Raw genomic sequence first — 24,678 nt, forward strand, 5'->3', positions numbered from 1 at the left:
TATGTCTGGAGCCAGGACCACAAGGTGATTGCCATCCAATACGCCTTGACCGCCATCTTCGTCGGCCTTATCGCCCTGGTCTTGTCCGGCCTGATGCGTCTGCAGCTAGGCTTCCCCGGCAGCATCGGCTTTATGGACGCCAGCGCCTATTACCAGGCCATGACCATGCACGGCATGATCATGGTCATTTACCTGCTGACCGCCCTGTTCCTGGGCGGCTTCGGCAACTACCTGATCCCGCTGATGCTGGGCTCCCGCGACATGGTCTTCCCCTATGTCAACATGCTCAGCTACTGGTTCTACCTGCTCTCGGTGCTGGTCCTGCTCGCCAGTTTCTTCGTCACCGGCGGCCCCACAGGTGCGGGCTGGACGCTCTATCCGCCGCAGTCGATCACCCGGGGTTCACCGGGTGCCGAATGGGGCATAGTGCTGATGCTGGTCTCGCTGGCGATTTTCATAGTCGCCGCCACCATGGGCGGTTTGAACTACGTGACCACAGTGCTGCAGGCACGCACCTATGGCATGACCCTGTTTCGTATGCCGCTGTCGGTGTGGGGCATCTTTATGGCCTCGATTCTGGCCCTGCTGGCCTTCCCCGCCTTGTTCGTCAGCGCGGTGATGATGCTGTTCGACACATTGCTGGGTACCAGCTTCTTTATGCCGGCGATCATCTCCATGGGCCAGCAGCTCGATCACAAGGGCGGCAGCCCGATATTGTTCCAGCATCTGTTCTGGTTCTTCGGCCACCCGGAGGTCTACATAGTCGCGCTGCCGGCGTTTGGCCTGGTTTCCGACCTGATCAGCGTCCACGCACGCAAGAATATCTTCGGCTACCGCATGATGGTCTGGGCCATTATTGCGATTGGGGTGCTGAGCTTTGTGGTCTGGGCGCACCACATGTATGTCAGCGGCATGAACCCCTACTTCGGCTTTTTCTTCGCCACCACCACCCTGGTCATCGCGGTGCCGACCGCGCTGAAAGTCTACAACTGGGTGCTGACCCTGTGGCAGGGCGACATCCACCTGACCGTGCCCATGCTGTTTGCCCTGGCCTTTATCGTCACCTTCCTGGTCGGTGGCCTGACCGGCTTGTTTCTCGGCAATGTGATAGTGGATATCCCGCTGTCGGACACCTACTTCGTCGTGGCCCACTTCCATATGGTCATGGGGGTCGCCCCGGTGCTGGTGGTGTTCGGCGCCATTTATCAATGGTTCCCGAAAATAACCGGGCGGATGATGAACGACCGCCTCGGCAAGCTGCATTTCTGGATCACCTTTCTCGGCACTTACGCCATCTTCTTCCCCATGCATTACCTGGGTTTCCTGGGCATGCCGCGGCGCTACTACGCCTATGAAAACTACGCCTTTATCCCGCAATCGGCGCAAGAGCTGAACGCCTTTATCAGCGTGGTGGCCTTGACCGTCGGCGTGTCCCAGCTGTTGTTCCTCTTCAATCTGTTCTGGAGCACCTTTAACGGTCGGCCCGCAGGCGGCAACCCCTGGGGCGCGGCCAGCCTGGAATGGCAAACGCCGGACACCCCGCCGGTACACGGCAACTGGGGCGCGAAGTTGCCGGTGGTGCATCGCTGGGCCTACGACTACAGCGTGCCGGGAATTGCCCAGGACTTCGTCCCGCAGACGGTGTCCGATGAAGAACTGGAGCAGATGAGACAGGGCCACGCGGCCAGCAAACCAGGGAGCCAAACTGATGAATAGACTGCTCGCGAGCAACAGCGACAACCTCGGCCCGGCTGGTGGTTGGCAGGACGACCCTGCTGGCATAGACGAAGCGCGGACGGCCAGGGTCGGCCTGCGCGTGCTGCTCGCGGTGATCAGCTCGCTGTTTATGCTGTTTCTGATCGCCTTTATCCTGCGCTCCCAGGTGCCCGACTGGCAGCCGCTGACCGAGCCCATGGCGCCTCTGGCCCAACCCTGGGCGCTATGGCTGAATACGGCGTTCCTAATCTGCGCCAGTATCGCTCTGCAGTGGGCACGAGTGTCCGCCCGCAGGGGTCAGGCCAAGGCGACCGTCACGGCTTTTAGCCTGGGCGGCGGTTTGGCCATCGCCTTTCTCGCCGGGCAACTCTGGGTCTGGCAGCAGTTCGTGGCCTGGGGCTATTTTGTCGCCAGTAACCCGGCCAACAGTTTCTTCTACCTGCTGACGGGCCTGCATGGCCTGCACCTGCTCGGCGGGCTGCTCGCCTGGGCCATCATCCTCAGCAAACTGCTGCTGGGCGTGCCCTTGGCGCAGCTCAGCAACAAGGTGGAACTCTGCGCCATCTACTGGCATTACCTGCTGGGGCTGTGGCTCCTGCTGTTCGCCCTACTGACCAGCACACCGCAAACCTATGAGGCCATCGCCGCCTTCTGCGGCCTGAGGTGAAGCCATGGCAGCGCTCTCAGATAAATCCGAAGACTCCCTCGCGCCTGTAACCGAGGGGCCTGCAGCTGGCTGGCAAGGTATAGCCCACGACTGGTCGTCGGATAAGGACGCGTTCAAGCAAGTGCCCTGGGGCAAGGCGATGATGTGGATCTTCCTGCTCAGCGACACCTTTATCTTCAGCTGCTTTCTGACCGGCTATATGTCGGTGCGCATGACCACCACCGAGCCTTGGCCGAACCCCAGCGAAGTGTTCGCCCTGACCATCGCCGGTCAGCATATCCCGCTGATTCTGATCGCCATCATGACCTTTGTGCTGATCAGCAGCAGCGGCACCATGGCCATGGCCGTCAACTATGCCTACCGCCGCGAGCGCGGCAAAACCACGGCGCTGATGCTGGCGACGGCGCTCTGTGGCGCCGCCTTCGTCAGCATGCAGGCCTTTGAATGGAGCAAGCTGATTGCCGAGGGCGTGCGCCCCTGGGGCAACCCCATGGGCGCGGCGCAATTTGGCGCCACCTTCTTCATGATCACCGGTTTCCACGGTTTGCACGTGTCGGTCGGGGTCATCTACCTCAGCATTGTGGCGATGAAAGTATTACGCGGGGACTACGAGCGCTCCGGCAACTATCAGATAGTCGAGATAGCCGGGCTGTACTGGCACTTCGTGGACCTGGTGTGGGTGTTTATTTTTGCGTTCTTTTATCTGTGGTAGCACTGGCGCAGAGGAGCACTGGCGATGGTACATACACAGGGGCAACAGCATCCAATCAGCCTGTACCTGAAGATCTGGGGGCTGTTATTCGTCCTCAGCACCTTCTCTTATCTGGTCGACTACTTCCACTTTCACGGCTACTTGCGCTGGGCGCTTATCCTCACCTTTATGCTGCTGAAGGCCGGCTTGATAGTCTCCATCTTTATGCATATGGCCTGGGAACGCTTGGCGATGGTCTACGCCATCCTGGTGCCGCCCTTGTGCCTATTGGTGCTGGTGGGACTGATGGCCAGTGAGGCGGACTATATCTTTCTGAGTAGGGTGATGTTCTTCGGCCAAGCCATAGCCCCCGGTTCGCCTTAGGCGTCCGGGGGCTAACACAAGAACCGACTCCGCGGCCCGGGAACTGCTCTACAGGTTATAGAGCGCTAGATGGTGCGCTTGAACTGATGCCAGCGCTGCAGCCAGGCCACTGTCCAGTGGGGCGCTGCCGAACCGACACCGGCCAGGCTCAACATCGGATGTCCCCTGACGACCCGCTCCAGGAGTTCTTCCTGACCCGGTTCAACGTCCACGAAAAACACATGTTTGCCTTCATCTAGCTTCTGCTTGAACTGCCTGAAGTGGGTGTTCGGCACCTGGATACCGAAAAAGCCGCCTTCCCAGGTGCAAAAACCCAGTATCACTATGGAAAGGAAGACAAAGGGCACCCAACCCGCCGCGGACTCGGTCCAACCCAACAGGTAAGCGCCACCGAGAACCAACACCGCCAACACCACACCGACGGCCGCACCAATTTCGCCCGAATGGACCACATCTTGTTTCATAAACGAGGTCACATCGTGCAGGTGATGCTGTTCTACATCGGCATCCTGTTCGCTCAGCACATGGATCTGTTCGGTACTAATACCGTTGGCTTCCAACTCGTTTTCAACGGTTTCAAGATCATCAAGGTTGTCACTGATGTAATAGTGTCGGTTCACGGCACACCTCCCATCCTGCTCGGATATAGAACACCTTTAACCCGGCTTCCCGGCGCCATTGCTGGCACTTACAGTCGGTGTCCTGAATGAGTAAAGAACGCAGCCCCCTTCTTTGATCCGAAATGAGTATAGCACCGCCATTCGATACGGCTTTTGCACGCCTTGGAATGTCAAGACCTAAAACAAAAAATACTGCATCAACCTAACCCTCCTGTTCTAGCCGCCCGGCAAGAGGCTGGAATAAACAGCTGCAACCCCGACTCGCGTGACAGCTTGCCATTCCTCTGCTACGCCTTAGGCACAACAAGGCTAGAAACAGCGAGGGCATTAGCATGTCAGCTTTGCGCAGCCATACCCGGCAAGCCGGGCTGTTGAGCAACCTGCTCGCCTATGCCTTGCTCGCCCTGCCGTTACCGACCCATGCCTATCAAACGCAGACGCTGGATCGGCCTTCGATACAACGCGCGCACAACTCGAGCTGCTCGAGTTGCTCGAGTTGCTCGGCCGCAGGCCTGGGCGCCGCACCAGATGCGCGCCAAAGCCGCCCCAATTAAGCGCACGAATAAATCTGCTGCGCCTTTTTGCACCACAAGCCAAGTGATTGATGCCCCCCATGCCCTGAAAAACCAGCACATTCGAGTGTTGGCCTCGCTTTTGCAAATGCATCAGCAGAAGTAGCCAACGGTGGCCGCTCGACAAACGACAAAGACGTCGCATAGACCACGCCCCAGGGCGCTCGGTTGATGCGACGTTTTTCGTTTTACGTCCCAGTGCTTGGGGCTGGTGCTTGCTCTGCGATCCAGGGCTTGCGCTTGTAACTCTCTCAACCCAGCTGTGGCTTCGGCCCCAGGGTGCTGCACCACAAGTACGGCACCTCCCCGGTGGGTTGCGGCCGCCGTGTCCACGACCATGGCACCGCATCCCACCGGGACCCTTTTTTTGCTGATGAGGTTTTCGATGAATACAAGCTTCTGGAAATCCGGCCACGCACCGACGCTGTTCGCCGCGTTTCTCTATTTCGATCTGAGTTTTATGGTCTGGTACCTGCTCGGCCCCCTGGCCGTACAGATCGCCACCGCCCTCGAACTGACCGCTCAACAACGTGGCCTGATGGTCGCTACGCCGATTCTGGCAGGCGCCGTGCTGCGCTTGCTGATGGGTTTCCTGGCCGATCGCCTGTCGCCCAAGACCGCCGGCCTGATTGGCCAGGTGATAGTCATAGTGGCGCTGTTCTGCGCCTGGCAGATCGGCATTGGCAGCTATGAACAGGCGCTGCTGCTCGGCCTGTTCCTCGGCTTCGCCGGTGCCGCCTTTGCCGTGGCCCTGCCCCTGGCTTCACAGTGGTACCCGCCGCAGCACCAGGGCAAGGCCATGGGCATTGCCGGTGCGGGTAACTCCGGCACCGTGCTGGCGGCACTGTTCGCCCCCGGCCTGGCAGCCCTGTTCGGCTGGCAGAACGTGTTCGGCTGGGCGCTGATTCCGCTGCTGGCCACCCTGCTGATCTTCGCCTTGCTGGCCAAGAACTCGCCGGAGCGACCCAAGCCGAAAGCCCTGGCCGATTACCTGAAGGCCCTGGGCGACCGTGACAGCTGGTGGTTTATGTTTTTCTACAGCGTCACCTTCGGCGGCTTTATCGGCCTGGCCAGCGCCCTGCCCGGCTACTTCAATGACCAGTACGGCCTGAACCCGGTGACCGCCGGTTACTACACCGCCGCCTGCGTCTGCGCCGGCAGCCTGATGCGTCCACTCGGCGGCGCCCTGGCGGACCGCATCGGCGGCATACGTTCATTGCTGGTGATGTACACCCTGGCTTCGCTGAGCATTGCCGCCGTGGGCTTCAACCTGTCCAGCTCCACCGCCGCCCTGGCGCTGTTCGTCACCGCCATGCTCGGTCTGGGCGCGGGTAACGGCGCAGTGTTCCAGCTGGTGCCACAGCGTTTTCGCAAGGAAATCGGCGTGATGACCGGTTTGATCGGCATGGCTGGCGGTATCGGCGGCTTTCTCCTGGCGGCTGGCTTGGGCACCATCAAGCAGCAGACCGGCGATTACCAGATGGGCCTGTGGCTGTTTGCCAGCCTCGGCGTGCTGGCCTGGTTCGGTCTGTACGGCGTGAAGAAGCGCTGGCGCACCACCTGGGGCAGCGCCGCGGTCACCGCCGCAAGGGTGTAGCCTGGCGCTGAACCTGCGCAGCCCAATATAGGACCGGGTGAGACCCGCCAGCGATGGCGGGTTTATCCGCTCCACCCATATTAAGACGAATCACTGGAGAGTTGAGGCAAAGGCGGGGCTGACCGGCAGGGTTGCATTGCACTGGTCAGGAAAGGCGGGTGAAGTCGGTAACGGCAAACTCGTGCAACCATGCCCCGGCCTCGCCTTTGCCTCAACCCTTCCCACTCAGGATGCCCGCATGGCCCTGCAATTGACCTTCGGCGAAGCCAGCGCCATAGGCCCTAGGGCCGAGAACCAGGACGCCATTCGCGTGGTGACCCCGGCTCCGGCCCTGGCGGCGAGCAAGGGCTATCTGTTCGCCCTGGCCGATGGCGTCAGCCAATGCGCCGATGGCGGCCTGGCCGCACGCGCTACCTTGCAGGCGCTGGCCCTGGACTATTACGCCACCCCGGAAACCTGGGCGGTCACCCAGTCTCTGGACCGCCTGCTGGTGGCCCATAACCGCTGGCTGCAAGCCAACGGTGGCGGCCAACCGCTGCTCACCACCCTCAGCGCCCTGATCCTGCGCGGCCGGCGCTTTACCCTGGCGCATGTCGGCGATTGCCGCGCCTATCGCTGGCACCAGGGCCAACTCGAACGCATCAGCGAAGACCATGTCTGGGAACAGCCCGGCATGCAGCATGTGCTCAAGCGCGCCATGGGCCTGGACCAGCACCTGGTGGTGGATTACCTGGATGGCGAACTGCGCGAGGGCGAATGCTTTCTGCTGGTCAGCGACGGGGTCTGGGCGACCCTGGGCGATAACGGCATCCAACAGATACTGCGCGACGAGCAGGACCCGCAGGCGGCCAGCAGCGCCCTGGTCAGCGCCGCACACCTGGCCGGCAGCCAGGACAATGCCAGCGCCCTGCTGCTGCGGGTCGAGGCGCTGCCGCAAAGCGACCTGGCCGATACCCTGGCGCAACTGCAACACTGGCCCTTGCCGCCCAAGCTGCGCGAGGGACAAGCGTTCGAGGGCTGGCAGATCGAACGCCTGCTGGCCGAGTCGCGCCAGTCGCTGGTTTACCGGGTGCGCGACGCCCAGTCGCGGCGCTGGCTGCTGAAAACCCTGCCGGCCAGTCGCACCGATGAGCCACAGGCAGGTCCCGCGCTGTTGCTCGAAGAATGGTTTCTGCGCCGGGTGGCCGGGCGCTTCTTCGCCGAAGTCCACCCGCTGCCGCAACGCCAGCATCTGTATTACATCCAGCGCGAATACGCGGGGCAAACCCTGGCCGAGCACCAGCGCCTGAGTGGCCCGCTGGTCTTGCCGGAATGGCTGGATATCGCCCCACGCCTGATCAAGGCCCTGGGCATGCTGCACCGGCGCAATATCCTGCACCGCGATATCAAGCCGGAAAACCTGCTGTGGGGCGATGACGGCGAGCTGCGCATGCTGGACTTCGGCCTGGCCTACTGCCCGGGCTTGTCCCGCGACGAGGCCAACGAGCTGCCCGGCACCCCCAGCTATATCGCCCCCGAGGCCTTCGGCGGCGCCGCGCCCAACGCCCAGCAGGATATCTATAGCGCCGGCGTGACCCTCTACCAACTGCTGACCGGCCACTACCCCTACGGCGAGATCGAAGCCTTCCAGCACCCGCGCTTTGGCCAGCCCACCCCGGCCAGCCGTTATCGCCCGGACTTGCCGAGCTGGATCGACGACAGCCTGAGCCGCGCCCTCAACGCCGATCCCAAGCTGCGTTATGAAACCGCCGAAGAATGGCTGCTGGCACTGGAGCAAGGCGAGCGTAAAGCCTTGAGCAGCAGGCCGCGGCCGCTGCTCGAGCGCGAGCCGCTATTGGTCTGGCGCAGCGTGGCACTGATTTCCCTGCTGCTGAACCTGGCGCTGCTGCTGTGGCTGCTGCAATAAGAAGCGAAAGCGCACCAATAGGGCGCAAGCCGCCTTTAAAGAGTGCAACAAGACAGCCCGAACAACCATGCAAGTCGCTGAAAAGCCAGGAAATCCTTAAATAGCAAAGTTGGCACAGGCTCTGCATAGGCATTAGCACAATTTAATAAAGCGCAGCCTTCAACGTTGAAGGCCGCGCTTCCCGAGAGAACGGGACTTGGACAAAGGCGTCCTGCTAGGTGACTAGCGGGACGCCTTTTTTGTTTTATGGCCTGCCATCCCTGGCGGCCACCCTTCAAGCCGTCGCGGGGCGACGTTAAAAATTGCTCCCGACAATTTTTCCGTGATTTTTGATTCAGGAGATGGCCGGCATGAAAAAACTCAAGCTGGTGATGATTGGCAACGGCATGGCCGGTGTCCGCACCCTCGAAGAGCTGCTCAAGCTCGCCCCCGACCTCTACGACATTACGGTGTTCGGTGCCGAGCCGCACCCGAACTACAACCGCATCCTGCTCTCGCCAGTACTGGCCGGCGAGCAGACCTTTGAGGAAATCGTACTCAACGACCTCAACTGGTACGCCGAGAACGGCATCCAGCTGATGCTCAACCGCAAAGTGGTGGATATCAACCGCAAGAAGCGCGTGGTCATCGCCGATGACGGTAGCACCGCCGAGTATGATCGCCTGCTGGTCGCCACCGGCTCCAACCCTTTTATCCTGCCGATTCCTGGCAACAAGCTGCAGGGCGTGATCGGTTACCGCGATGTGGCCGACACCCAGACCATGATCGACACCGCCAAGACCCACAGCCACGCCGTGGTCATCGGCGGTGGCCTGCTCGGCCTGGAAGCGGCCAACGGCCTCAAGCTGCGCGGCATGGACGTGACCGTGGTGCACCTGGCCGACTGGCTGCTCGAACGGCAGCTGGACAAGACCGCCGGCAAACTGCTGCAAAGCGCCCTGGAAGACCGTGGCATCCACTTCCGCCTGAATGAGCAGACCGAAGAGCTGATGGACAACGGCGAAGGCCGGGTGTGCGCCGTGCAGTTCAAGGGTGGCGATGTGATCCCCGCCGATCTGGTGGTGATGGCCGCCGGTATCCGCCCGAACACCGAACTGGCCGAGAAAGCCGGCATTCCGTGCAACCGCGGCATCCTGGTCAACGACACCATGCAGACCTTTGATCCACGCGTCTATTCGATCGGCGAATGCGCCAACCACCGTGGCATCGCCTACGGCCTGGTGGCGCCGCTGTTCGAACAGGCCAAGGTCTGCGCCAACCACCTGGCCCAGCTCGGCTTCGCCCGCTATCAGGGCTCGGTGACCTCGACCAAGCTGAAAGTCACCGGCATCGACCTGTTCTCCGCCGGCGACTTTATGGGCAGCGACGGCACCGAGACCATCACCCTCTCCGACCCTATCGGCGGCGTGTACAAGAAACTGGTGGTGAAGGACGACGTGCTGGTCGGCGCCTGCCTGTACGGCGACACCGCCGACGGCGGCTGGTATTTCCGCCAGGTGCGCGAGCAGGCCAATATCAGCCAGATCCGCGACCATCTGATGTTCGGCGAAAACGCCCTGGGCGACGTCGGCCATCAGGGCCAGAGCAGCACCGCCAACATGCCGGACAGCATGGAAGTGTGCGGCTGCAACGGCGTGTGCAAGGGCACCATAGTCAAGGCGATCCAGGAAAACGGCCTGTTCAGCGTCGACGAGGTGAAGAAGCACACCAAGGCCGCCAGCTCCTGCGGTTCCTGCTCCGGCCTGGTCGAGCAGATCCTGATCAGCACGGTCGGCGGCGCCGCCGATGTGAAGCCGAAAAGCGAGAAGGCCATCTGCGGTTGCAGCGAGCTGAACCACGGGCAGATCCGTGCGGCGATCCGCGACCGGCACCTGATCAGCATGGTCGACACCATGGCCGCGCTGAGCTGGAGCACGCCGAACGGCTGCGCCACCTGCCGCCCGGCGCTGAACTACTACCTGATTTCCACCTGGCCCGGGGAGGCCAAGGACGACCCGCAGTCGCGCCTGATCAACGAACGCGCCCACGCCAATATCCAGAAGGACGGTACCTACTCGGTGGTGCCGCGTATGTGGGGCGGCGTGACCAACCCGTCCGAGCTACGCCGCATCGCCGACGTCGCCGACAAATACCAGGTGCCTATGGTCAAGGTCACCGGCGGTCAGCGTATCGACCTCTTGGGGATCAAGAAGGAAGACCTGCCGGCCGTGTGGAAAGACCTGGATATGCCGTCCGGCCACGCCTACGGCAAGTCCATCCGCACCGTGAAGACCTGCGTGGGTAGCGAGTTCTGCCGCTTCGGCACGCAGAACTCGACCCAACTGGGCATCGAACTGGAGCACGACCTGTTCAATATGTGGTCGCCGCACAAGGTCAAGCTGGCCGTCTCCGGCTGCCCGCGCAACTGCGCCGAGGCCGGCATCAAGGACGTCGGCATCATAGGCGTGGACTCCGGCTGGGAGATGTATATAGGCGGTAACGGCGGGATCAAGACCGAGGTGGCCGAGTTCTTCGTCAAGCTGAAAACCGCCGAGGAAGTGCGCGAATACAACGGCGCCTTCCTCCAGCTGTACCGCGAGGAAGCCTTCTACCTGGAGCGCACCGTGCACTACATGCAGCGCGTCGGCATGGAGCACATCAAGAAGGCCGTGCTGGAGAGCGAGGACAATCGCAAAGCGCTCAATGCGCGCCTGCAATTCGCCCTGTCCTTCGAGCAGGACCCCTGGAAAGAACGCATCGAACAGCCGCAACTGAAGAAAGAGTTCGACCGCATCGCCGTAGTAGCCGTTGAGGAGGCCACCGTATGAACTGGCTGGATATCTGCGCCCTGGAAGAAATCAATGTGCTCGGCTCGCGCATCATCAGCGGTCCGAAAGGCGATATCGCGATCTTCCGCACCTCCGATGACGACGTCTTCGCCCTCGACGACCGCTGCCCGCACAAGGGCGGCCCGCTGTCCCAAGGGCTGATCTTCGGCAAGCGCGTGGCCTGCCCGCTGCACAACTGGCAGATCGAACTAGCCAATGGCGAGGCCGTGGCTCCGGACGTCGGCTGCGCGCACAAGCATGAGGCCAAGGTCGAAAACGGTCGCGTGCTGCTGGCCCTGAAAGTCGCCGCCACCGAGTGCGCATAAACCTGTAGGAGCGGATCTGATCGCCAGCAGTACCCCGCGGAACTATCCGCTCCTACAAACGGAGAGACGGCCATGGCCAATCAAATCACCGCTTCCACCTGCTGCTACTGCGGTGTCGGCTGCGGCGTGCTGATCGAACACGACGGCGAGAAGATCCTTGGCGTTGCGGGCGATCCCAGCCACCCGGCCAACTTCGGCAAACTCTGCAGCAAAGGCTCGACCCTGCACCTGACCGGCGACCTCGACGCCCGCGCCCTGTACCCCGAACTGCGTTTGGGCAAGGGCCTGTCGCGTTCGCGCACCGATTGGGACAACGCCCTGGATCACGCCGCCACCCAGTTCGCCGAAACCATCCGCGAGCACGGCCCCGACAGTGTGGCCTTCTATATCAGCGGTCAGCTGCTGACCGAGGACTACTACGCCTTTAACAAGCTGGCTCGCGCCCTGGTGGGCACCAACAATATCGACAGCAACTCGCGCCTGTGCATGTCCAGCGCCGTGGTCGGCTACAAGCGCAGCCTCGGCGCCGACGCGCCGCCGTGCAACTACGAAGACCTCGAACAGAGCGATTGCGTGCTGATAGTCGGCAGCAATATGGCCTACGCCCACCCGGTGCTGTTCCGCCGCCTGGAAGAAGCCAAGGCCAAGCGCCCGCACATGCAGGTGATAGTGATCGACCCACGGCGCACCGACACTTGTGACCTGGCCGACCTGCACCTGGCGATCCTGCCCGGCAGCGATGTCGCGCTGTTCCACGGCATCCTGCATATCCTGATGTGGGAAGGCTGGATCGACCGCGCCTATATCGATGCCCATACCGAAGGCTTCGACGCCCTGAAAACCCTGGTGCGCGACTACAACCCGCAGATGGTCAGCGAGCTGTGCGGCATCAGCCAGGAAAACCTGCAGAACTGCGCGCGAATGATCGGCCAGGCGCCGAGGTTTCTCTCGCTCTGGTGCATGGGTTTGAATCAATCGACCGCAGGCTCGGCGAAGAACAGCGCGCTGATCAACCTGCACCTGGCCACCGGCCAGATCGGCAAAGTCGGCAGCGGCCCCTTCTCCCTGACCGGCCAACCGAATGCCATGGGCGGCCGCGAAACCGGCAGCCTGAGCAACCTGCTGCCCGGCCATCGCGAAGCGGCCAATGCCGACCACCGCGCCGAAGTGGCCGACTACTGGGGCGTCGATAATCTGCCGGAAAATACCGGCCTGACCGCCATCGAACTGTTCGAGGCGGTGCGCGTCGGCAAGATCAAGGCGCTGTGGATCGCCTGCACCAACCCGGCGCAGTCCATGCCGGATCAGAACAAAGTGCATGAAGCCCTGGCCGCCTGCCCGTTCGTGGTGGTGCAGGAAGCCTTCTTTACCACCGAGACCTGCCACTACGCCGACCTGCTGCTGCCCGCCGCCAGCTGGGGCGAGAAGGAAGGCACTGTGACCAACTCCGAGCGCCGCATCAGCCATGTGCGCCGCGCCGTGCCAGCGCCCGCAGAGGCACGGCCGGATTGGGCGATCACCACGGATTTCGCCCGTCGCTTAGAACAACTGCTCCGCCCCGGCCTGCCCAGCCTGTTCGACTTCGACAGCCCGCAAGGCTTGTTCGAGGAATATAAACACCTGACCGCGCAGCGCGACCTCGATCTCTCGGGGCTCTCCTACGCGATTCTGGATCACCAAGGTCCCCAGCAATGGCCGTTCCCGGCCGGCGCCACTCAAGGCACCGCGCGCCTGTACGGCGACGGGCGCTACCCCACTGCAAACGGTCGTGCACAGTTCCAGGCCGAGCCCTTCCGCGCGGCCCAGGAAAAGCGCGAGGCGCGTTTCCCCCTGACCCTCAACACCGGCCGCCTACGCGACCAGTGGCACGGCATGAGTCGCACCGGCACCGCCGCGCGCCTGTTCGGCCATGTCGAGGAAGCCGTGCTCAGCCTGCATCCCGACGAACTGCGCCGCCGCCGCCTGCAGAACGGTGACCTGATCAAGGTACGCAGTCGCCGTGGCAGCCTGATAGTGCCGGTGCAAGGCGATGACTCGGTGCGCTCCGGCCAGGCCTACCTGCCGATGCACTGGGGCAACCGCTTCCTCAAGGGCCTGGGCACCAACGTGCTGACCCAGCCGGCGTTCGATCCGCTGTCCAAGCAGCCCGAACTCAAGCATGCCGGCATCGAAGTGGAAAAGGTCGAACTGCCCTGGGCGTTTTTCGCCCTGGTCGAAGGCGAGGTGCAACGTCGTTTCGAGGCCCTGCGGCCGTTGTTCGAGGACTTCGCCTACGCCAACCTGAACCTGACCGGTCGCGAGCGCCCCGCCCTGCTGATCCGCGCCGCCAGCGCGGTGGCGCCCGAGCCCGAGTTGCTGGCGCAGATCGATCGCCTGCTCGGTCTGCACGAGGGCCCGGTACTGGCCTACGACGACCCGCGCCGGGCGGTCGGCAAGCGCGTGCGCATCGAGGAGGGTCGCATCACCGCCATCCGCCTGGCCGGGGAAACCGCCGCCCGCGACTGGCTGAAAAGCCTGTGGAGCGAAGGCCAGGCCGATGCCGATCTGCGTCGTTGGCTGCTGGCGCCGCTGTCCACCCCGCCGGGCACGGCCAGCGGCAAGAAAGCCAGCAAGACCCTGTGCAACTGCCTGAACGTCAGCGAAGACGCGGTGTGCGCCGGTATCGCCCGCGGCCTCGACCTGAACGGCCTCAAGCAGGAACTGAAATGCGGCACCAGTTGCGGCTCCTGCGTACCGGAAATCAAGCGTTTGCTGGCCACGCCTAGCCTCGCGGCCAGCGCATAACCTACCTGCGGATGAGGAACTGAAGATGAACGCAAAAGTCTGGCTGGTAGGCGCAGGTCCCGGTGATCCGGAGCTGCTGACCCTGAAAGCGGTTAAGGCCCTCAATCAGGCCGATATAGTGATGATCGACGACCTGGTCAACCCGGCCGTACTGGAGCATTGCCCGACTGCGCGGATCATGCCGGTGGGCAAACGCGGCGGTTGCCGCTCCACGCCGCAGGCCTTTATCCATCGCCTGATGCTGCGCTATGCGCGCCAGGGCAAATGCGTGGTGCGCCTGAAAGGCGGCGATCCGTGCATCTTCGGCCGCGGCAGCGAGGAAGCCGATTGGCTGCAGCAGCACGGCATCGAGGTGGAAATGGTCAACGGCATTACCGCCGGCCTGGCCGGGGCCACCAATTGCGGCATCCCCCTGACCCTGCGTGGCGTGGCCCGCGGCGTGACCCTGGTCACCGCCCACACCCAGGACGACAGCAGCCTGAACTGGGCGGCCTTGGCCCAAGGCGGTACCACATTGGTGGTCTATATGGGCGTGGCCAAGCTGCCAGAAATTCGCGAAAGCCTGCTGGTTGGCGGCATGCGCGGCGATATGCCGGTGGCGCTGATCGAGAATGCCTCACTGCCGCAGCAGCGCGAATGCCGCAGCAGCCTCGCCGCCATGCATCAGGACGCCCTGGATTTCAAGCTGAAAAGCCCCGCCATTCTGGTGATAGGCGAAGTCGCGAGCCAACAGCAGCAAGCGGCTATTGCCATAAGCGCCTAACTACTTCGCGCTCCTGCGGAGCTGTGACCTTTGCCCGCTGCCCCCTCAGCGGGCTTTTTTTCTTGCTGAGGCTTTTACAGGCAAAGAAATTGTCTGGAACAATGTCTAACGTCGCGCAGCGACGGCCCGCAGGGTGGCCGCCAGGGATGGCGGGCCATAAAAAAATTGTCTGGAGCAATTTCTAACGTCGCACCGCGACGGCCCGTAAGGTGGCCGCCAGGGATGGCGGGCCATAAAGAAATTGTCTGGAACAATTTCTAACGTCGCGCAGCGACGGCCAGCAGGGTGGCCGCCAGGGATGGCGGGCCATAAAAAAATTGTCTGGAGCAATTTCTAACGTCGCACCGCGACGGCCCGCAGGGTGGCCGCCAGGGATGGCGGGCCATAAAGAAAAACCCGGCCGAGGCCGGGTTTTCTTTGTAGCCAGATCTATTACTGCTTGGTCTGAGCTTCTACTTCAGCTTCTACGCGACGGTTAACCGCGCGGCCAGTATCGGTAGCGTTGTCAGCAACCGGACGGGCTTCACCGTAGCCGGCAGCGTTAACGCGACCCGCTTCTACACCGTACTGATTAACCAGTACGTCACGAACGGCATTGGCACGACGCTCGGACAGATTCTGGTTGTAGGCATCGGTGCCCTTGGAGTCGGTGTGACCTTCAACCACTGTGGTGGTTTGCGGGTACTGCTTCATGAAATCAGCCAGGTTCTTGATGTCGCCATAGCTTTCTTCTTTGACACTGGATTTGTCGAAGTCGAACTTCACGTCCAGCTCAACGCGAACCAGTTCCACCGGCTCTTCAGCAGCAACCGGCTCAGCAACCGGAGCAGGAGCAGCTTCTACAACCTCAGCAACCGGCTTGCTGCCGCCGCCGAAGTTCATGCCGATACCGACGCTTGGAGCCCACTCGGTGTCGCCTTGGTCGATGTTGTACTGAGCTTCAACGCCAGCACGAGCATAGAAGTTGTCGGTGAAGAAGTACTTGGCACCGCCGCCAACGTTGGCGAAGGTGGAGCCGTTACGCTCGCCACGACCGCTTTGACCGATGCTCTGATCCGAGAAACCTGCAGAGACGTAAGGACGCAGCGCGTCGCCTGCATTGTTGAAGTGGTACAGGGCATCCAGGGCAGTGTTCGAGCCCTTGATGTTACGACCGTCTTCGCCACGGGCGTTGTGCACTTCGTCGTAGCCCAGACGCAATTCGACGTCGTCGGTCAGGTAGTAACCGACGCTGCCACCGAACAGATTGCCGTTGTTCTTGAAGTCACGAGCGCTGTCGAAGATTTCCTTCTTGGCGAAGCCTTCCACTTCGACAGCGCCTTGACCCTGAGCCAGCACGCTGAGAGAAGCAGTAGCCAGCAGGGAGCCAACGACAACGCCTAAAGTGTTTTTCAATTTCATTCCTAAATCCCTATCTTGGTGGTCAGTAAGTTGTCTGACAAACACAAGACAACTCAGCCGGCAATTCTATCTGAATTAACCCAGCACTTCGACCCACTTCACCCATCTAAGTTTCGGGATTGTCAGAAAACTTTTCACGCAAGCGATCGAGAGCACGTTTATAGCGCATTTTCGTGGCGCTCAGACCCATGTGCATGATGTCGGCGATTTCCTGAAATTCCAGCTCTGCGACAAAACGTAGCACCAGGATTTCCCGATCGATGGGATTGACATGCACCAACCAACGGTCCAAGCCGCTGCGCTCTTCAACTTTCGGAGTTTTATCCTCCGAGGCTTCTTCCAGTGGATCCAGGCTCAGGGCATCGATAAGACGGCGCTTGCGGCGCTCTTTGCGGTATTGGGTAATGCATTCGTTATAGGTAATGCTGTACAGCCAGGTCTTGAACTTGGATTTACCCTCAAAGTTCTTAAGGCCATATAGAACTTTAAGCATCACCTCTTGGCAGACATCATCCGCGTCACGCTCGTTGCCCAAATAACGCGCACACACATTGAACAAGGTGCGCTGATAACGGCGCATCAATTCTTCGTAGGCGCGGGTTATATGAAACAACTCGTCGTGGGCACGCGCCACCAACTCTTCGTCCGAGAGTTCGCGGGGGTCGTAACGCAAAGACACAGGTTGGGCTTTATTCAAAACGAGTCGGGCCGACAGTCAGGACAAAGGCCGCCGCAGTCTGAGCAAAGCAGACTGCTGGGTTGGCGGCATACAATAGCAGGGATTGACGCCTTAGCGACTGCTTACCCGCTGTTCGAGCAAGGTACGATTGGCCACAGAGACCAGCTCGCCGGCATCGGTCAGCAGTATGGTCTTAACCGTACCGATTTCCTCGATCTGCCCTTCGACCTCGCCAACCTGAACCTGTTGCCCGACCTGATACAACTCACGCACATAAATGCCGGCAAGAATTTGCCCGGCAATTTCCCGACTACCCAAACCAAGCGCCAACGCCACGGCCAAACCGACCGAGATCAGCACGATGGCGATCACGTTGTTGAGCAGGTCGGTTTTGACTTCGAGTTGGCCGATGGCCACCGAAATACTGATGATGATCACCAAACCCTGGGCCACTCGCGAGAGGCCGTGGGCATATTCCAGGCCCACACCTTCGGCAGCACCGCGCACCAGACCGCTGACCAACTGGGCCAAGAGCACACCGGCCAGCAGCACCAGTGCCGCACCGAAGACTTTCGGCAGGTACAGCGCCAGCGCATCCAGGGTCGAAGATACCCGCTCCAGCCCCAGAGACTCGGCGGCCGAAACCAGAAAGATCAGCAGCACGAACCAGTAGACGATCTTGCCGATCAGGGTCGACACCGGCACCTGGATACCGGCGCGGCCCAGCAGTTTGGTCAGGCCGGTGCCTGCCATCAGGCGATCCAGGCCAATTTTGCCGAGCAGCTTGGACAGCAGGGTGTCGAGCAGCTTGGCCACGACGAAACCCAGCAGCACCAGGATCAGCGCGACGAATAGATTGGGGATAAAACCGGCGACCTTGGTCCAGAGGGCGGTCATCGCGGCAATCAGGCTTTGAGTCCAGGGATCGAGTTCCATTTCAGTCAGCCTTATCAGTAGAACTAAGAGAAGATTTATGCCGAGAAACTGGCGAGAGATGCGCGGCGCCGCTATTGAGCGCGATCATCAGTGCGCCCAGGCAATGCCCCATCAGGGTAAACAGGTCACCGGCGCCCACTTGGCGGTTGGCGGTCTTCAAAACGCGGTGCAAACAGGCATCGTCGTCGTGATTGGACTCGGATGACTTGAGCAAATCACGCAGCGATTCTTCAAAGGGATCGTGCATTGCGCACCTCACAGGACGTGACGGCTAGACGAGTTGATTGGCCAGGGAGTCACATCAAGCCAAGCGTAACCGGCGCAGCAACCACCATTGGCCAAGGGCGACAGCGACCATCAGCACGCAGGCAAGCGCAAAACCATAGGGGCTATTGGCGCCAGGAATACCGCCGACATTGATGCCCAACAGCCCGGTGAGGAAGGTCAGGGGCAAAAACACCCCGGCGATAACGCCGAAACGGTACATGCTGCGATTCATGCGCTGATCCATGCGCCGACTCTCCGCCTCCAGCACCAGACTGACGCGCTCGCGGCTCAGCTCGAGCTCTTCCAGATAACGGGTCAGGCGGTTATTCAGCTCATTCCAGTAGTCCGTATCGCCGGTAACAAACCAGGGCAGTTGATTGCGCGTCAGTTGCTCATAGATATCCCGCTGCGGCGCGAGAAAACGCCGCAAGCTGGCGGCGCGCCGACGTATACGCAGAAGTTTGGCATGATCGGGCACCAAGCGTTGCTCGGCATCGACCTTCTCTTCCTGCTCATCGACCTGCTCGGACAGTTGAGCCACCAGAGTTTCGACCTTATCGGTCAGATAATGCGCCAGGCTCAAGATCACTTCGGAGGCGGATTTCGGCCCATTCCCCATTGCCAGCTCGGCGATCAACTCTTCGGTGGCGCGCAGCGGACGCAGGCGCAGGGAAATCACCCGGCGGGCATCGGCAAAAATGCGCAGCGAGACCATATCCTCGGGCTCCGCCCCGGGGTTGAGGTTGACCCCGCGCAGAAACAGCAAGAGTTCATGCTCAGGCAACGGCAGCAGGCGCGGACGGGTGTTCTCTTCGAGCAACAGATCGCAGGCGAAGGAGGTCAGGCCGCTGTCACGGCGCAGCCACTCCTGGGTTTGCGCATGACTGCGATCCCAGTGCAGCCACAGGCTTTCCTGCTCGCTCAAGTGCAGCTCGCGCAATTGCTGGCGGGTAATAGCACGCGCGCCACCCTGACCATCGAGGACAAAGGCATGCACCAAGCCCTGCTGGTCGCTGTCTTCCTCATGCATGGCGGCTACTGGCAAAATCGGCTTACTCCGGCATTTGCAGCGCAGACGGCGAGATGATCACGCCGTTATTGTCGGCATACAGGAATTGGCCCGGGCGGAACGTCACCCCACCGAAGGTCACGGCCACATTCAGGTCGCCGATGCCGCGCTTGTCGGTTTTCATCGGGTGGCTGGCCAATGCCTGAATACCCAGATCGGTCTGCGCCAGTACGTCGACATCACGCACGCAGCCATAGACGACTATGCCTTCCCAGCCATTCTTCGCGGCTTTTTCCGCCAGCATGTCGCCGAGCAAGGCGCGGCGCATGGAGGCGCCACCATCGACCACCATCACCTTGCCCTTGCCCGGCTGCTCGACCTGTTCCTTGACCAGCGAGTTGTCCTCGAAACACTTGATGGTGACTATCTCGCCCCCAAAGGAATCGCGGCCACCGAAGTTGCTGAACATCGGCTCGACCACTTGCACCAGCTCCGGGTAGGCGTCACACAGGTCAGGGGTGATGTAGTGCATGGTAGAACTCCTCAGGTGTTGAAAGATCGTGGCTTACAGATCGATGCCGACGCGGTCGGCTGCATAAGCCAAAGGCAAATAAGCAAGGCCCGGGCACTGGGCATTCAACGCCCGGCCGCTGGCCAGTTCAAATTCAATGCCGTGCCTGGCGCAACGCAGCACACCAGCGGTCAGGGTCGCGTTATGCAAAGGCGTACCTTGATGAGGGCAGCGATTTTCCAGCAATAGGGTGCGACCTTCGACCACCAGCAACAGCAAGCTACGCCCCTGCACCTGAAAAACCTGTCGATAACCTTCTTCAAGGTTGAGCAAACGCTCAAGGGCAATAAACATCGCACCTCCAGCAACCGCATAAAATGACCGAAATAGCGCTTAGCGTCCGATACTAGCCGCAAGCTCATTCAGCCGAAATGGCTTTTTCCCGCTCAAGCTCGGCACTCTCGACCTCAGCCGCTATCTGCGGGCTCTTGCGCAGCCATTGCTCCACCAGCGGCCATACCTCGCGCTGGGCCTCTTTGCTGACCAGCATTTCGACATGACCAAAATCGCTGTGGAAACCATGCTTCTTGCCCAGGCAGAGGAACTCGCTCAAGGGCGAGCCAAACTGTTCGAGCAACTTGCGACAGGCCCAGGCCGGGTCCTGGCTATCGCCCACGGCCGCCACCGCCATCACCGGCACCCGCACCTCGGCCAAACCGGCCCACCAGTCGCGCTCGGCATCGCCGAAACGGCCGAACAGGCCATGCCAGCGCAGGCTTTCGATGGCCAGGCTGATAGGCTCATCCTCCGGGCCGCGCTTGAGCCTGGGTCCGGAAATCACCGAGAAGCCCTTGAGCAACAGGCGACTGCCCCACTCCACCGGCGGCAGTTTCAGCGGCCAGTAGACCCGGCTGATCTGGCTGCCGAACAGCACGCTGGAGGCGATTCTCGACTCATCCAGGTAACGCCCACCCAGCGCCCCCGCCAGGGTGATTCCGCCCAGGGAATGGCCCAGCCAGTGGGCTTTCTGCGGGTTCAGCTCATGGACGAAATCGGCAATCGCCGGCAAGTCGTAGCGCACATAGTCACTGACCCTGTTGCGCCTGTAGTTGCGGTTGCGCGGCGAAAGGCCATGGCCGCGCATCTCGGCGATCCACACGTCAAAACCGGCCCGCGCCAGCTGCGGACCGAGACCTATGCACTTGGGTGAATACCAGAAACGCCGGTTGGAGAAACTGCCCGGCAGTAGGATCACCGGCACGCCGCGTTCCTCTTCATGTCCGGCACGGCCGAGACGGGTCAGCGCCAGCTCGACGCTGCTATCCGGGCTATTGCCGGGCTTGAGGCGATAGACGTCCTCACTCAAATCACCCCGAAACTCCGCGCTGATCAAGGCGACGGGAAAAAGCTCACTGCTGCTTTGCATCTATCTTCGCTCTGGTACAACCAATTGCCGGGAGCAATTTTTTCACCTCGCTGACGACGGCCCGAAGGAGTCGCCAGGATGGCCGACCACAAAAACGCCAGGAGCGTTTTTGCGCGCAAGCCCCGGAGGGGTGAAGCACATGGATGTGCTGAACACAAAAAAGGGCAGGATCAACCCGCCCTTGAATAGGGAATTAATGAAGTATCAGACGGGCTGACCTTCGGCGAGGAAGAACCAGGTGTCCAACACCGAGTCCGGGTTCAGCGACACGCTCTCGATGCCCTGCTCCATCAGCCAGCGCGCCAGATCCGGATGGTCCGAAGGGCCCTGGCCGCAGATGCCGATGTACTTGCCCGCCTTGTTGCAGGCCTGGATGGCGTTGCTCAAGAGCTTCTTCACCGCCGGGTTACGCTCATCGAACAGGTGCGCGACTATGCCGGAGTCGCGGTCCAGACCCAGGGTCAGCTGGGTCAGGTCGTTGGAGCCGATGGAGAAACCGTCGAAGAATTCGAGGAACTCTTCGGCCAGGATGGCGTTGGACGGCAGTTCGCACATCATGATGATCTTCAGGCCGTCCTGACCGCGAGCCAGGCCGTTCTGCGCCAGCAGATCGACCACCTGGCTGGCTTCGCCCAGGGTGCGCACGAAGGGCACCATGATCTCGACGTTGGTCAGGCCCATCTCGTTGCGCACTTTCTTCAGCGCGCGGCATTCCAGCTCGAAACAGTCGCGGAACGCCTCGCTGATATAGCGCGAGGCGCCGCGGAAACCGAGCATCGGGTTCTCTTCTTCCGGCTCGTAGAGCTTGCCGCCGATCAGGTTGGCGTATTCGTTGGACTTGAAGTCCGACAGCCGCACTATGACCTTCTTCGGCCAGAAGGCCGCGGCCAGGGTGCTGATGCCCTCGACCAGCTTCTCGACGTAGAAGCCAACCGGATCGCTGTAACCGGCGATGCGCTTCTCGACGCTGTCCTTGATCTCAGGCGGCAGGCCGGCGAAGTTCAGCAGCGCCTTGGGGTGCACGCCGATCATGCGGTTGATGATGAATTCCAGGCGGGCCAGGCCCACGCCTTCGTTCGGCAGTTGGGCGAAGTCGAAGGCGCGGTCCGGGTTACCGACGTTCATCATGATCTTGAACGGCAGTTCGGGCATGGCGTCGACCGAGTTCTTGCGGATATCGAAGCCCAACTCGCCTTCGAAGATAAAGCCGGTGTCGCCTTCGGCGCAGGATACGGTGACGCCCATGCCGTCTTTCAGCACCTGGGTGGCGTTGCCGCAGCCGACCACGGCCGGGATACCCAGCTCACGGGCGATGATCGCCGCGTGGCAGGTACGCCCGCCACGGTTGGTGACTATGGCGCTGGCGCGCTTCATCACCGGCTCCCAGTCCGGGTCGGTCATGTCGGAGACCAGCACATCGCCGGCCTGGACCTTGTCCATTTCCGACACATCGTTGATCACCCGCACGCGACCGGCACCGATCTTCTGGCCGATGGCGCGCCCTTCCACCAGCACTGTGCCGGTTTCCTTGAGCAGGTAGCGCTCCATCACATTGATATTGGTGCGGCTCTTCACCGTCTCCGGGCGCGCCTGGACTATATACAGCTTGCCGTCGTCACCATCTTTGGCCCACTCGATGTCCATCGGCCGGCCGTAGTGCTTCTCGATGATCATGGCTTGCTTGGCCAGCTCGCTGACCTCGGCGTCAGTCAGGCAGAAACGGGCACGATCGGCGCGATCGACGTCGACCACCTTGACCGATTTACCGGCCTTGGCTTCCTCGCCGTAGATCATCTTGATCGCCTTGCTGCCCAAATTGCGGCGCAGGATCGCCGGGCGACCGGCTTCCAGGGTCTGCTTGTGCACATAGAATTCGTCCGGATTGACCGCGCCCTGCACCACGGTCTCACCCAGGCCATAGGCACCGGTGATAAACACCACATCACGGAAGCCCGATTCGGTATCCAGGGTGAACATCACCCCGGCGGTACCGGTTTCCGAACGCACCATGCGCTGCACCCCGGCGGACAAGGCGACCAACTTGTGGTCGAAGCCCTGGTGCACGCGGTAGGCGATGGCACGGTCGTTAAACAGGGAGGCGAATACTTCCTTGGCCGCGCGGATCACATTCTCCACGCCGCGGATATTCAGGAAGGTCTCCTGCTGGCCGGCAAAGGAGGCGTCCGGCAGGTCTTCGGCGGTGGCCGAGGAGCGTACGGCTACGGCCATATTGTCGTTGCCACCGGCCATGGCGGCGAAGGCGGTGCGAATTTCGCTGTTCAGGCGCTCGGGAAATTCGGCTTCCATCACCCACTGGCGGATCTGCGCACCGGTCTTGGCCAGGGCGTTGACGTCATCGACATCCAGGGCGTCCAGCGCCGCATGGATCTGCTCGTTCAGCCCGCTCAGGTCGAGAAAGTCCCGGTAGGCCTGGGCGGTGGTGGCGAAACCACCGGGTACCGAAACACCGGCGCCCGCAAGGTTGCTGATCATCTCGCCCAGGGAGGCGTTCTTGCCCCCTACGTGCTCAACATCGTGATTGCCGAGCTTATCGAGGGAAACTACGTACTCTACCAAGGTGATCTCTCCACATTAATGTGTTGGAAAAGCTCAGAACCTGTTCAAGGTCTGCTGCGCGTCGGCCCTGCTGCGTTAAAAACAGGCTCGGAATGCTCATTTACAACCGTAAACTCCGCTTCCTCGCCTGCTTTCGCCTTGCATGGCTCTAGCTCGCGAGCCCTTGAACAGGCTCTCAAGGGGCTGGGAGTGTCGGCGGAACATCTCCGCACGATTGTGGCCTGGCCCTGGAAAATAAGTAACAATGCCGACCGGATCGGCCCTGCAGAAGCGGGCCTATGATAGCCAAGATTCGTCCTCAGCTTAAGGCCTTGGGTGCAAATGAAACGAACCGCTTTTTTCATCTCCGATGGCACCGGCATTACGGCCGAGACCTTGGGCCAAAGTTTGTTGGCGCAGTTCGAAACCATCGACTTCACCAAACTCACGCGCCCCTATATCGACAGCGTGGAAAAAGCGCGGGCAATGGTACAACAAATCAACGGCGCGGCCGAGATAGACGGGGCTCGCCCGATCATCTTCGACACCATAGTCAACCAGGATATTCGTGAAGTCCTGGCTGAGTCCGAAGGCTTTATGATCGATATCTTCTCGACCTTCCTGGCGCCGCTGGAACAAGAGCTGACCTCGCACTCCTCCTATTCAGTCGGTAAATCCCACGCCATCGGCTCCAACTCCAATTATATGGAGCGTATCGAGGCGGTTAACTTCGCCCTGGATAACGACGACGGCGCCCGCACCCACTATTACGACAAGGCCGATTTGATCCTGGTCGGCGTGTCGCGCTGCGGTAAAACCCCCACCTGCCTGTATATGGCCATGCAATACGGTATTCGCGCCGCCAACTATCCGCTGACCGAAGATGATATGGAGCGCTTGCAGCTGCCGGCCGTGCTGAAAAAGCACAAAGACAAGTTGTTCGGCCTGACCATCGACCCGGACCGGCTCACCGCCATTCGCCACGAGCGCAAGCCCAACAGCCGCTACGCCAGCTTCGCCCAGTGCGAATTCGAAGTGCGCGAGGTGGAAAACCTGTTCC

The 24,678-nt window shown here is 61.2% G+C and carries 21 protein-coding genes; 11 read left to right on the top strand and 10 right to left on the bottom strand.

Annotated features, from left to right (window positions below):
• From Q8Q83_RS18005 to Q8Q83_RS18020, 4 genes are all read left to right on the top strand, one after another.
• Positions 1 to 1,716: cbb3-type cytochrome c oxidase subunit I (locus Q8Q83_RS18005; RefSeq protein ID WP_305625500.1), on the top strand; the 1,716-nt coding region annotated here is incomplete at its 5' end.
• Positions 1,709 to 2,383 carry a cytochrome c oxidase subunit 3 gene (locus Q8Q83_RS18010; protein ID WP_305625501.1) on the top strand — a complete coding sequence of 225 codons (675 nt, stop codon included), beginning with the start codon at positions 1,709 to 1,711 and terminating at the stop codon, positions 2,381 to 2,383. The genes Q8Q83_RS18005 and Q8Q83_RS18010, both read left to right, overlap by 8 nt.
• 4 nt (positions 2,384 to 2,387) lie before the next feature.
• On the top strand, positions 2,388 to 3,095 hold the full coding sequence (locus Q8Q83_RS18015; protein ID WP_305625502.1) for a heme-copper oxidase subunit III family protein: 708 nt from the start codon (positions 2,388 to 2,390) through the stop codon (positions 3,093 to 3,095).
• 24 nt (positions 3,096 to 3,119) lie between these two features.
• Positions 3,120 to 3,458, top strand: coding sequence for a cytochrome C oxidase subunit IV family protein (locus Q8Q83_RS18020; protein ID WP_305625503.1), 339 nt, complete (start codon positions 3,120 to 3,122; stop codon positions 3,456 to 3,458).
• 65 nt (positions 3,459 to 3,523) lie between these two features.
• Here Q8Q83_RS18020 and Q8Q83_RS18025 read toward each other — a convergent pair whose 3' ends face one another.
• Complete coding sequence (locus tag Q8Q83_RS18025) at positions 3,524 to 4,078, bottom strand: magnesium transporter (RefSeq protein WP_305625504.1); 555 nt, start codon at positions 4,076 to 4,078, stop codon at positions 3,524 to 3,526.
• A 957-nt stretch (positions 4,079 to 5,035) separates the two neighbouring features.
• Here Q8Q83_RS18025 and Q8Q83_RS18030 point away from each other — a divergent pair.
• The 6 genes from Q8Q83_RS18030 to cobA all read left to right on the top strand — a co-directional run bounded on the left by Q8Q83_RS18030 (position 5,036) and on the right by cobA (position 14,833).
• Positions 5,036 to 6,247 carry a NarK/NasA family nitrate transporter gene (locus tag Q8Q83_RS18030; RefSeq protein ID WP_305625505.1) on the top strand — a complete coding sequence of 404 codons (1,212 nt, stop codon included), beginning with the start codon at positions 5,036 to 5,038 and terminating at the stop codon, positions 6,245 to 6,247.
• A 238-nt stretch (positions 6,248 to 6,485) separates the two neighbouring features.
• Entirely contained in the window at positions 6,486 to 8,153 is a 1,668-nt protein-coding gene (locus tag Q8Q83_RS18035) for a bifunctional protein-serine/threonine kinase/phosphatase (protein ID WP_305625506.1), read from the top strand.
• A gap of 350 nt (positions 8,154 to 8,503) precedes the next feature.
• Positions 8,504 to 10,960, top strand: coding sequence for a nitrite reductase large subunit NirB (nirB, locus tag Q8Q83_RS18040; RefSeq protein ID WP_305625507.1), 2,457 nt, complete (start codon positions 8,504 to 8,506; stop codon positions 10,958 to 10,960).
• Positions 10,957 to 11,286 carry a nitrite reductase small subunit NirD gene (gene nirD / locus Q8Q83_RS18045; protein ID WP_305625508.1) on the top strand — a complete coding sequence of 110 codons (330 nt, stop codon included), beginning with the start codon at positions 10,957 to 10,959 and terminating at the stop codon, positions 11,284 to 11,286. The genes nirB and nirD overlap by 4 nt, the downstream gene beginning before the upstream one ends.
• Positions 11,287 to 11,358: 72 nt before the next feature.
• The gene (locus Q8Q83_RS18050) at positions 11,359 to 14,070 is read left to right on the top strand and encodes a nitrate reductase (RefSeq protein WP_305625509.1); all 2,712 of its coding nucleotides are present in this window, start codon (positions 11,359 to 11,361) and stop codon (positions 14,068 to 14,070) included.
• 25 nt (positions 14,071 to 14,095) lie between these two features.
• The gene (gene cobA / locus Q8Q83_RS18055; RefSeq protein WP_305625510.1) at positions 14,096 to 14,833 is read left to right on the top strand and encodes a uroporphyrinogen-III C-methyltransferase; all 738 of its coding nucleotides are present in this window, start codon (positions 14,096 to 14,098) and stop codon (positions 14,831 to 14,833) included.
• 432 nt (positions 14,834 to 15,265) lie between these two features.
• On the opposite strand, the gene Q8Q83_RS18060 is transcribed toward cobA, so the two are convergent.
• The 9 genes from Q8Q83_RS18060 to ppsA all read right to left on the bottom strand — a co-directional run bounded on the left by Q8Q83_RS18060 (position 15,266) and on the right by ppsA (position 23,639).
• Positions 15,266 to 16,234: an OmpA family protein gene (locus Q8Q83_RS18060; RefSeq protein ID WP_305625511.1), complete on the bottom strand. Its 969-nt coding sequence runs from the start codon at positions 16,232 to 16,234 to the stop codon at positions 15,266 to 15,268.
• Between the two features lie 106 nt (positions 16,235 to 16,340).
• Positions 16,341 to 16,931: an RNA polymerase sigma factor SigX gene (sigX, locus tag Q8Q83_RS18065; RefSeq protein ID WP_305625512.1), complete on the bottom strand. Its 591-nt coding sequence runs from the start codon at positions 16,929 to 16,931 to the stop codon at positions 16,341 to 16,343.
• A 93-nt stretch (positions 16,932 to 17,024) separates the two neighbouring features.
• On the bottom strand, positions 17,025 to 17,849 hold the full coding sequence (locus tag Q8Q83_RS18070; RefSeq protein WP_305625513.1) for a mechanosensitive ion channel domain-containing protein: 825 nt from the start codon (positions 17,847 to 17,849) through the stop codon (positions 17,025 to 17,027).
• Position 17,850: 1 nt separating this feature from the next.
• On the bottom strand, positions 17,851 to 18,096 hold the full coding sequence (locus tag Q8Q83_RS18075; protein ID WP_305625514.1) for a CrfX protein: 246 nt from the start codon (positions 18,094 to 18,096) through the stop codon (positions 17,851 to 17,853).
• A 54-nt stretch (positions 18,097 to 18,150) separates the two neighbouring features.
• A complete protein-coding gene (locus Q8Q83_RS18080; RefSeq protein ID WP_305625515.1) occupies positions 18,151 to 19,146 on the bottom strand; it encodes a zinc transporter ZntB in 996 nt (331 codons plus the stop codon).
• 22 nt (positions 19,147 to 19,168) lie between these two features.
• Positions 19,169 to 19,657 (bottom strand): ribonuclease E activity regulator RraA, encoded by a 489-nt coding sequence (gene rraA / locus Q8Q83_RS18085; RefSeq protein ID WP_305625516.1) that lies wholly within the window; start codon positions 19,655 to 19,657, stop codon positions 19,169 to 19,171.
• A 33-nt stretch (positions 19,658 to 19,690) separates the two neighbouring features.
• A complete protein-coding gene (locus tag Q8Q83_RS18090) occupies positions 19,691 to 19,990 on the bottom strand; it encodes a Rieske (2Fe-2S) protein (RefSeq protein ID WP_305625517.1) in 300 nt (99 codons plus the stop codon).
• A 64-nt stretch (positions 19,991 to 20,054) separates the two neighbouring features.
• A complete protein-coding gene (locus Q8Q83_RS18095; protein WP_305625518.1) occupies positions 20,055 to 21,062 on the bottom strand; it encodes an alpha/beta fold hydrolase in 1,008 nt (335 codons plus the stop codon).
• Positions 21,063 to 21,266: 204 nt separating this feature from the next.
• The gene (ppsA, locus tag Q8Q83_RS18100) at positions 21,267 to 23,639 is read right to left on the bottom strand and encodes a phosphoenolpyruvate synthase (RefSeq protein ID WP_305625519.1); all 2,373 of its coding nucleotides are present in this window, start codon (positions 23,637 to 23,639) and stop codon (positions 21,267 to 21,269) included.
• Between the two features lie 321 nt (positions 23,640 to 23,960).
• Here ppsA and Q8Q83_RS18105 point away from each other — a divergent pair.
• A partial coding sequence (locus Q8Q83_RS18105) for a pyruvate, water dikinase regulatory protein (protein ID WP_305625520.1) occupies positions 23,961 to 24,678 on the top strand: 718 nt, incomplete at its 3' end.

The organism is Pseudomonas sp., from assembly GCF_030696055.1.
Taxonomy (GTDB): Bacteria; Pseudomonadota; Gammaproteobacteria; order Pseudomonadales; family Pseudomonadaceae; genus Aquipseudomonas.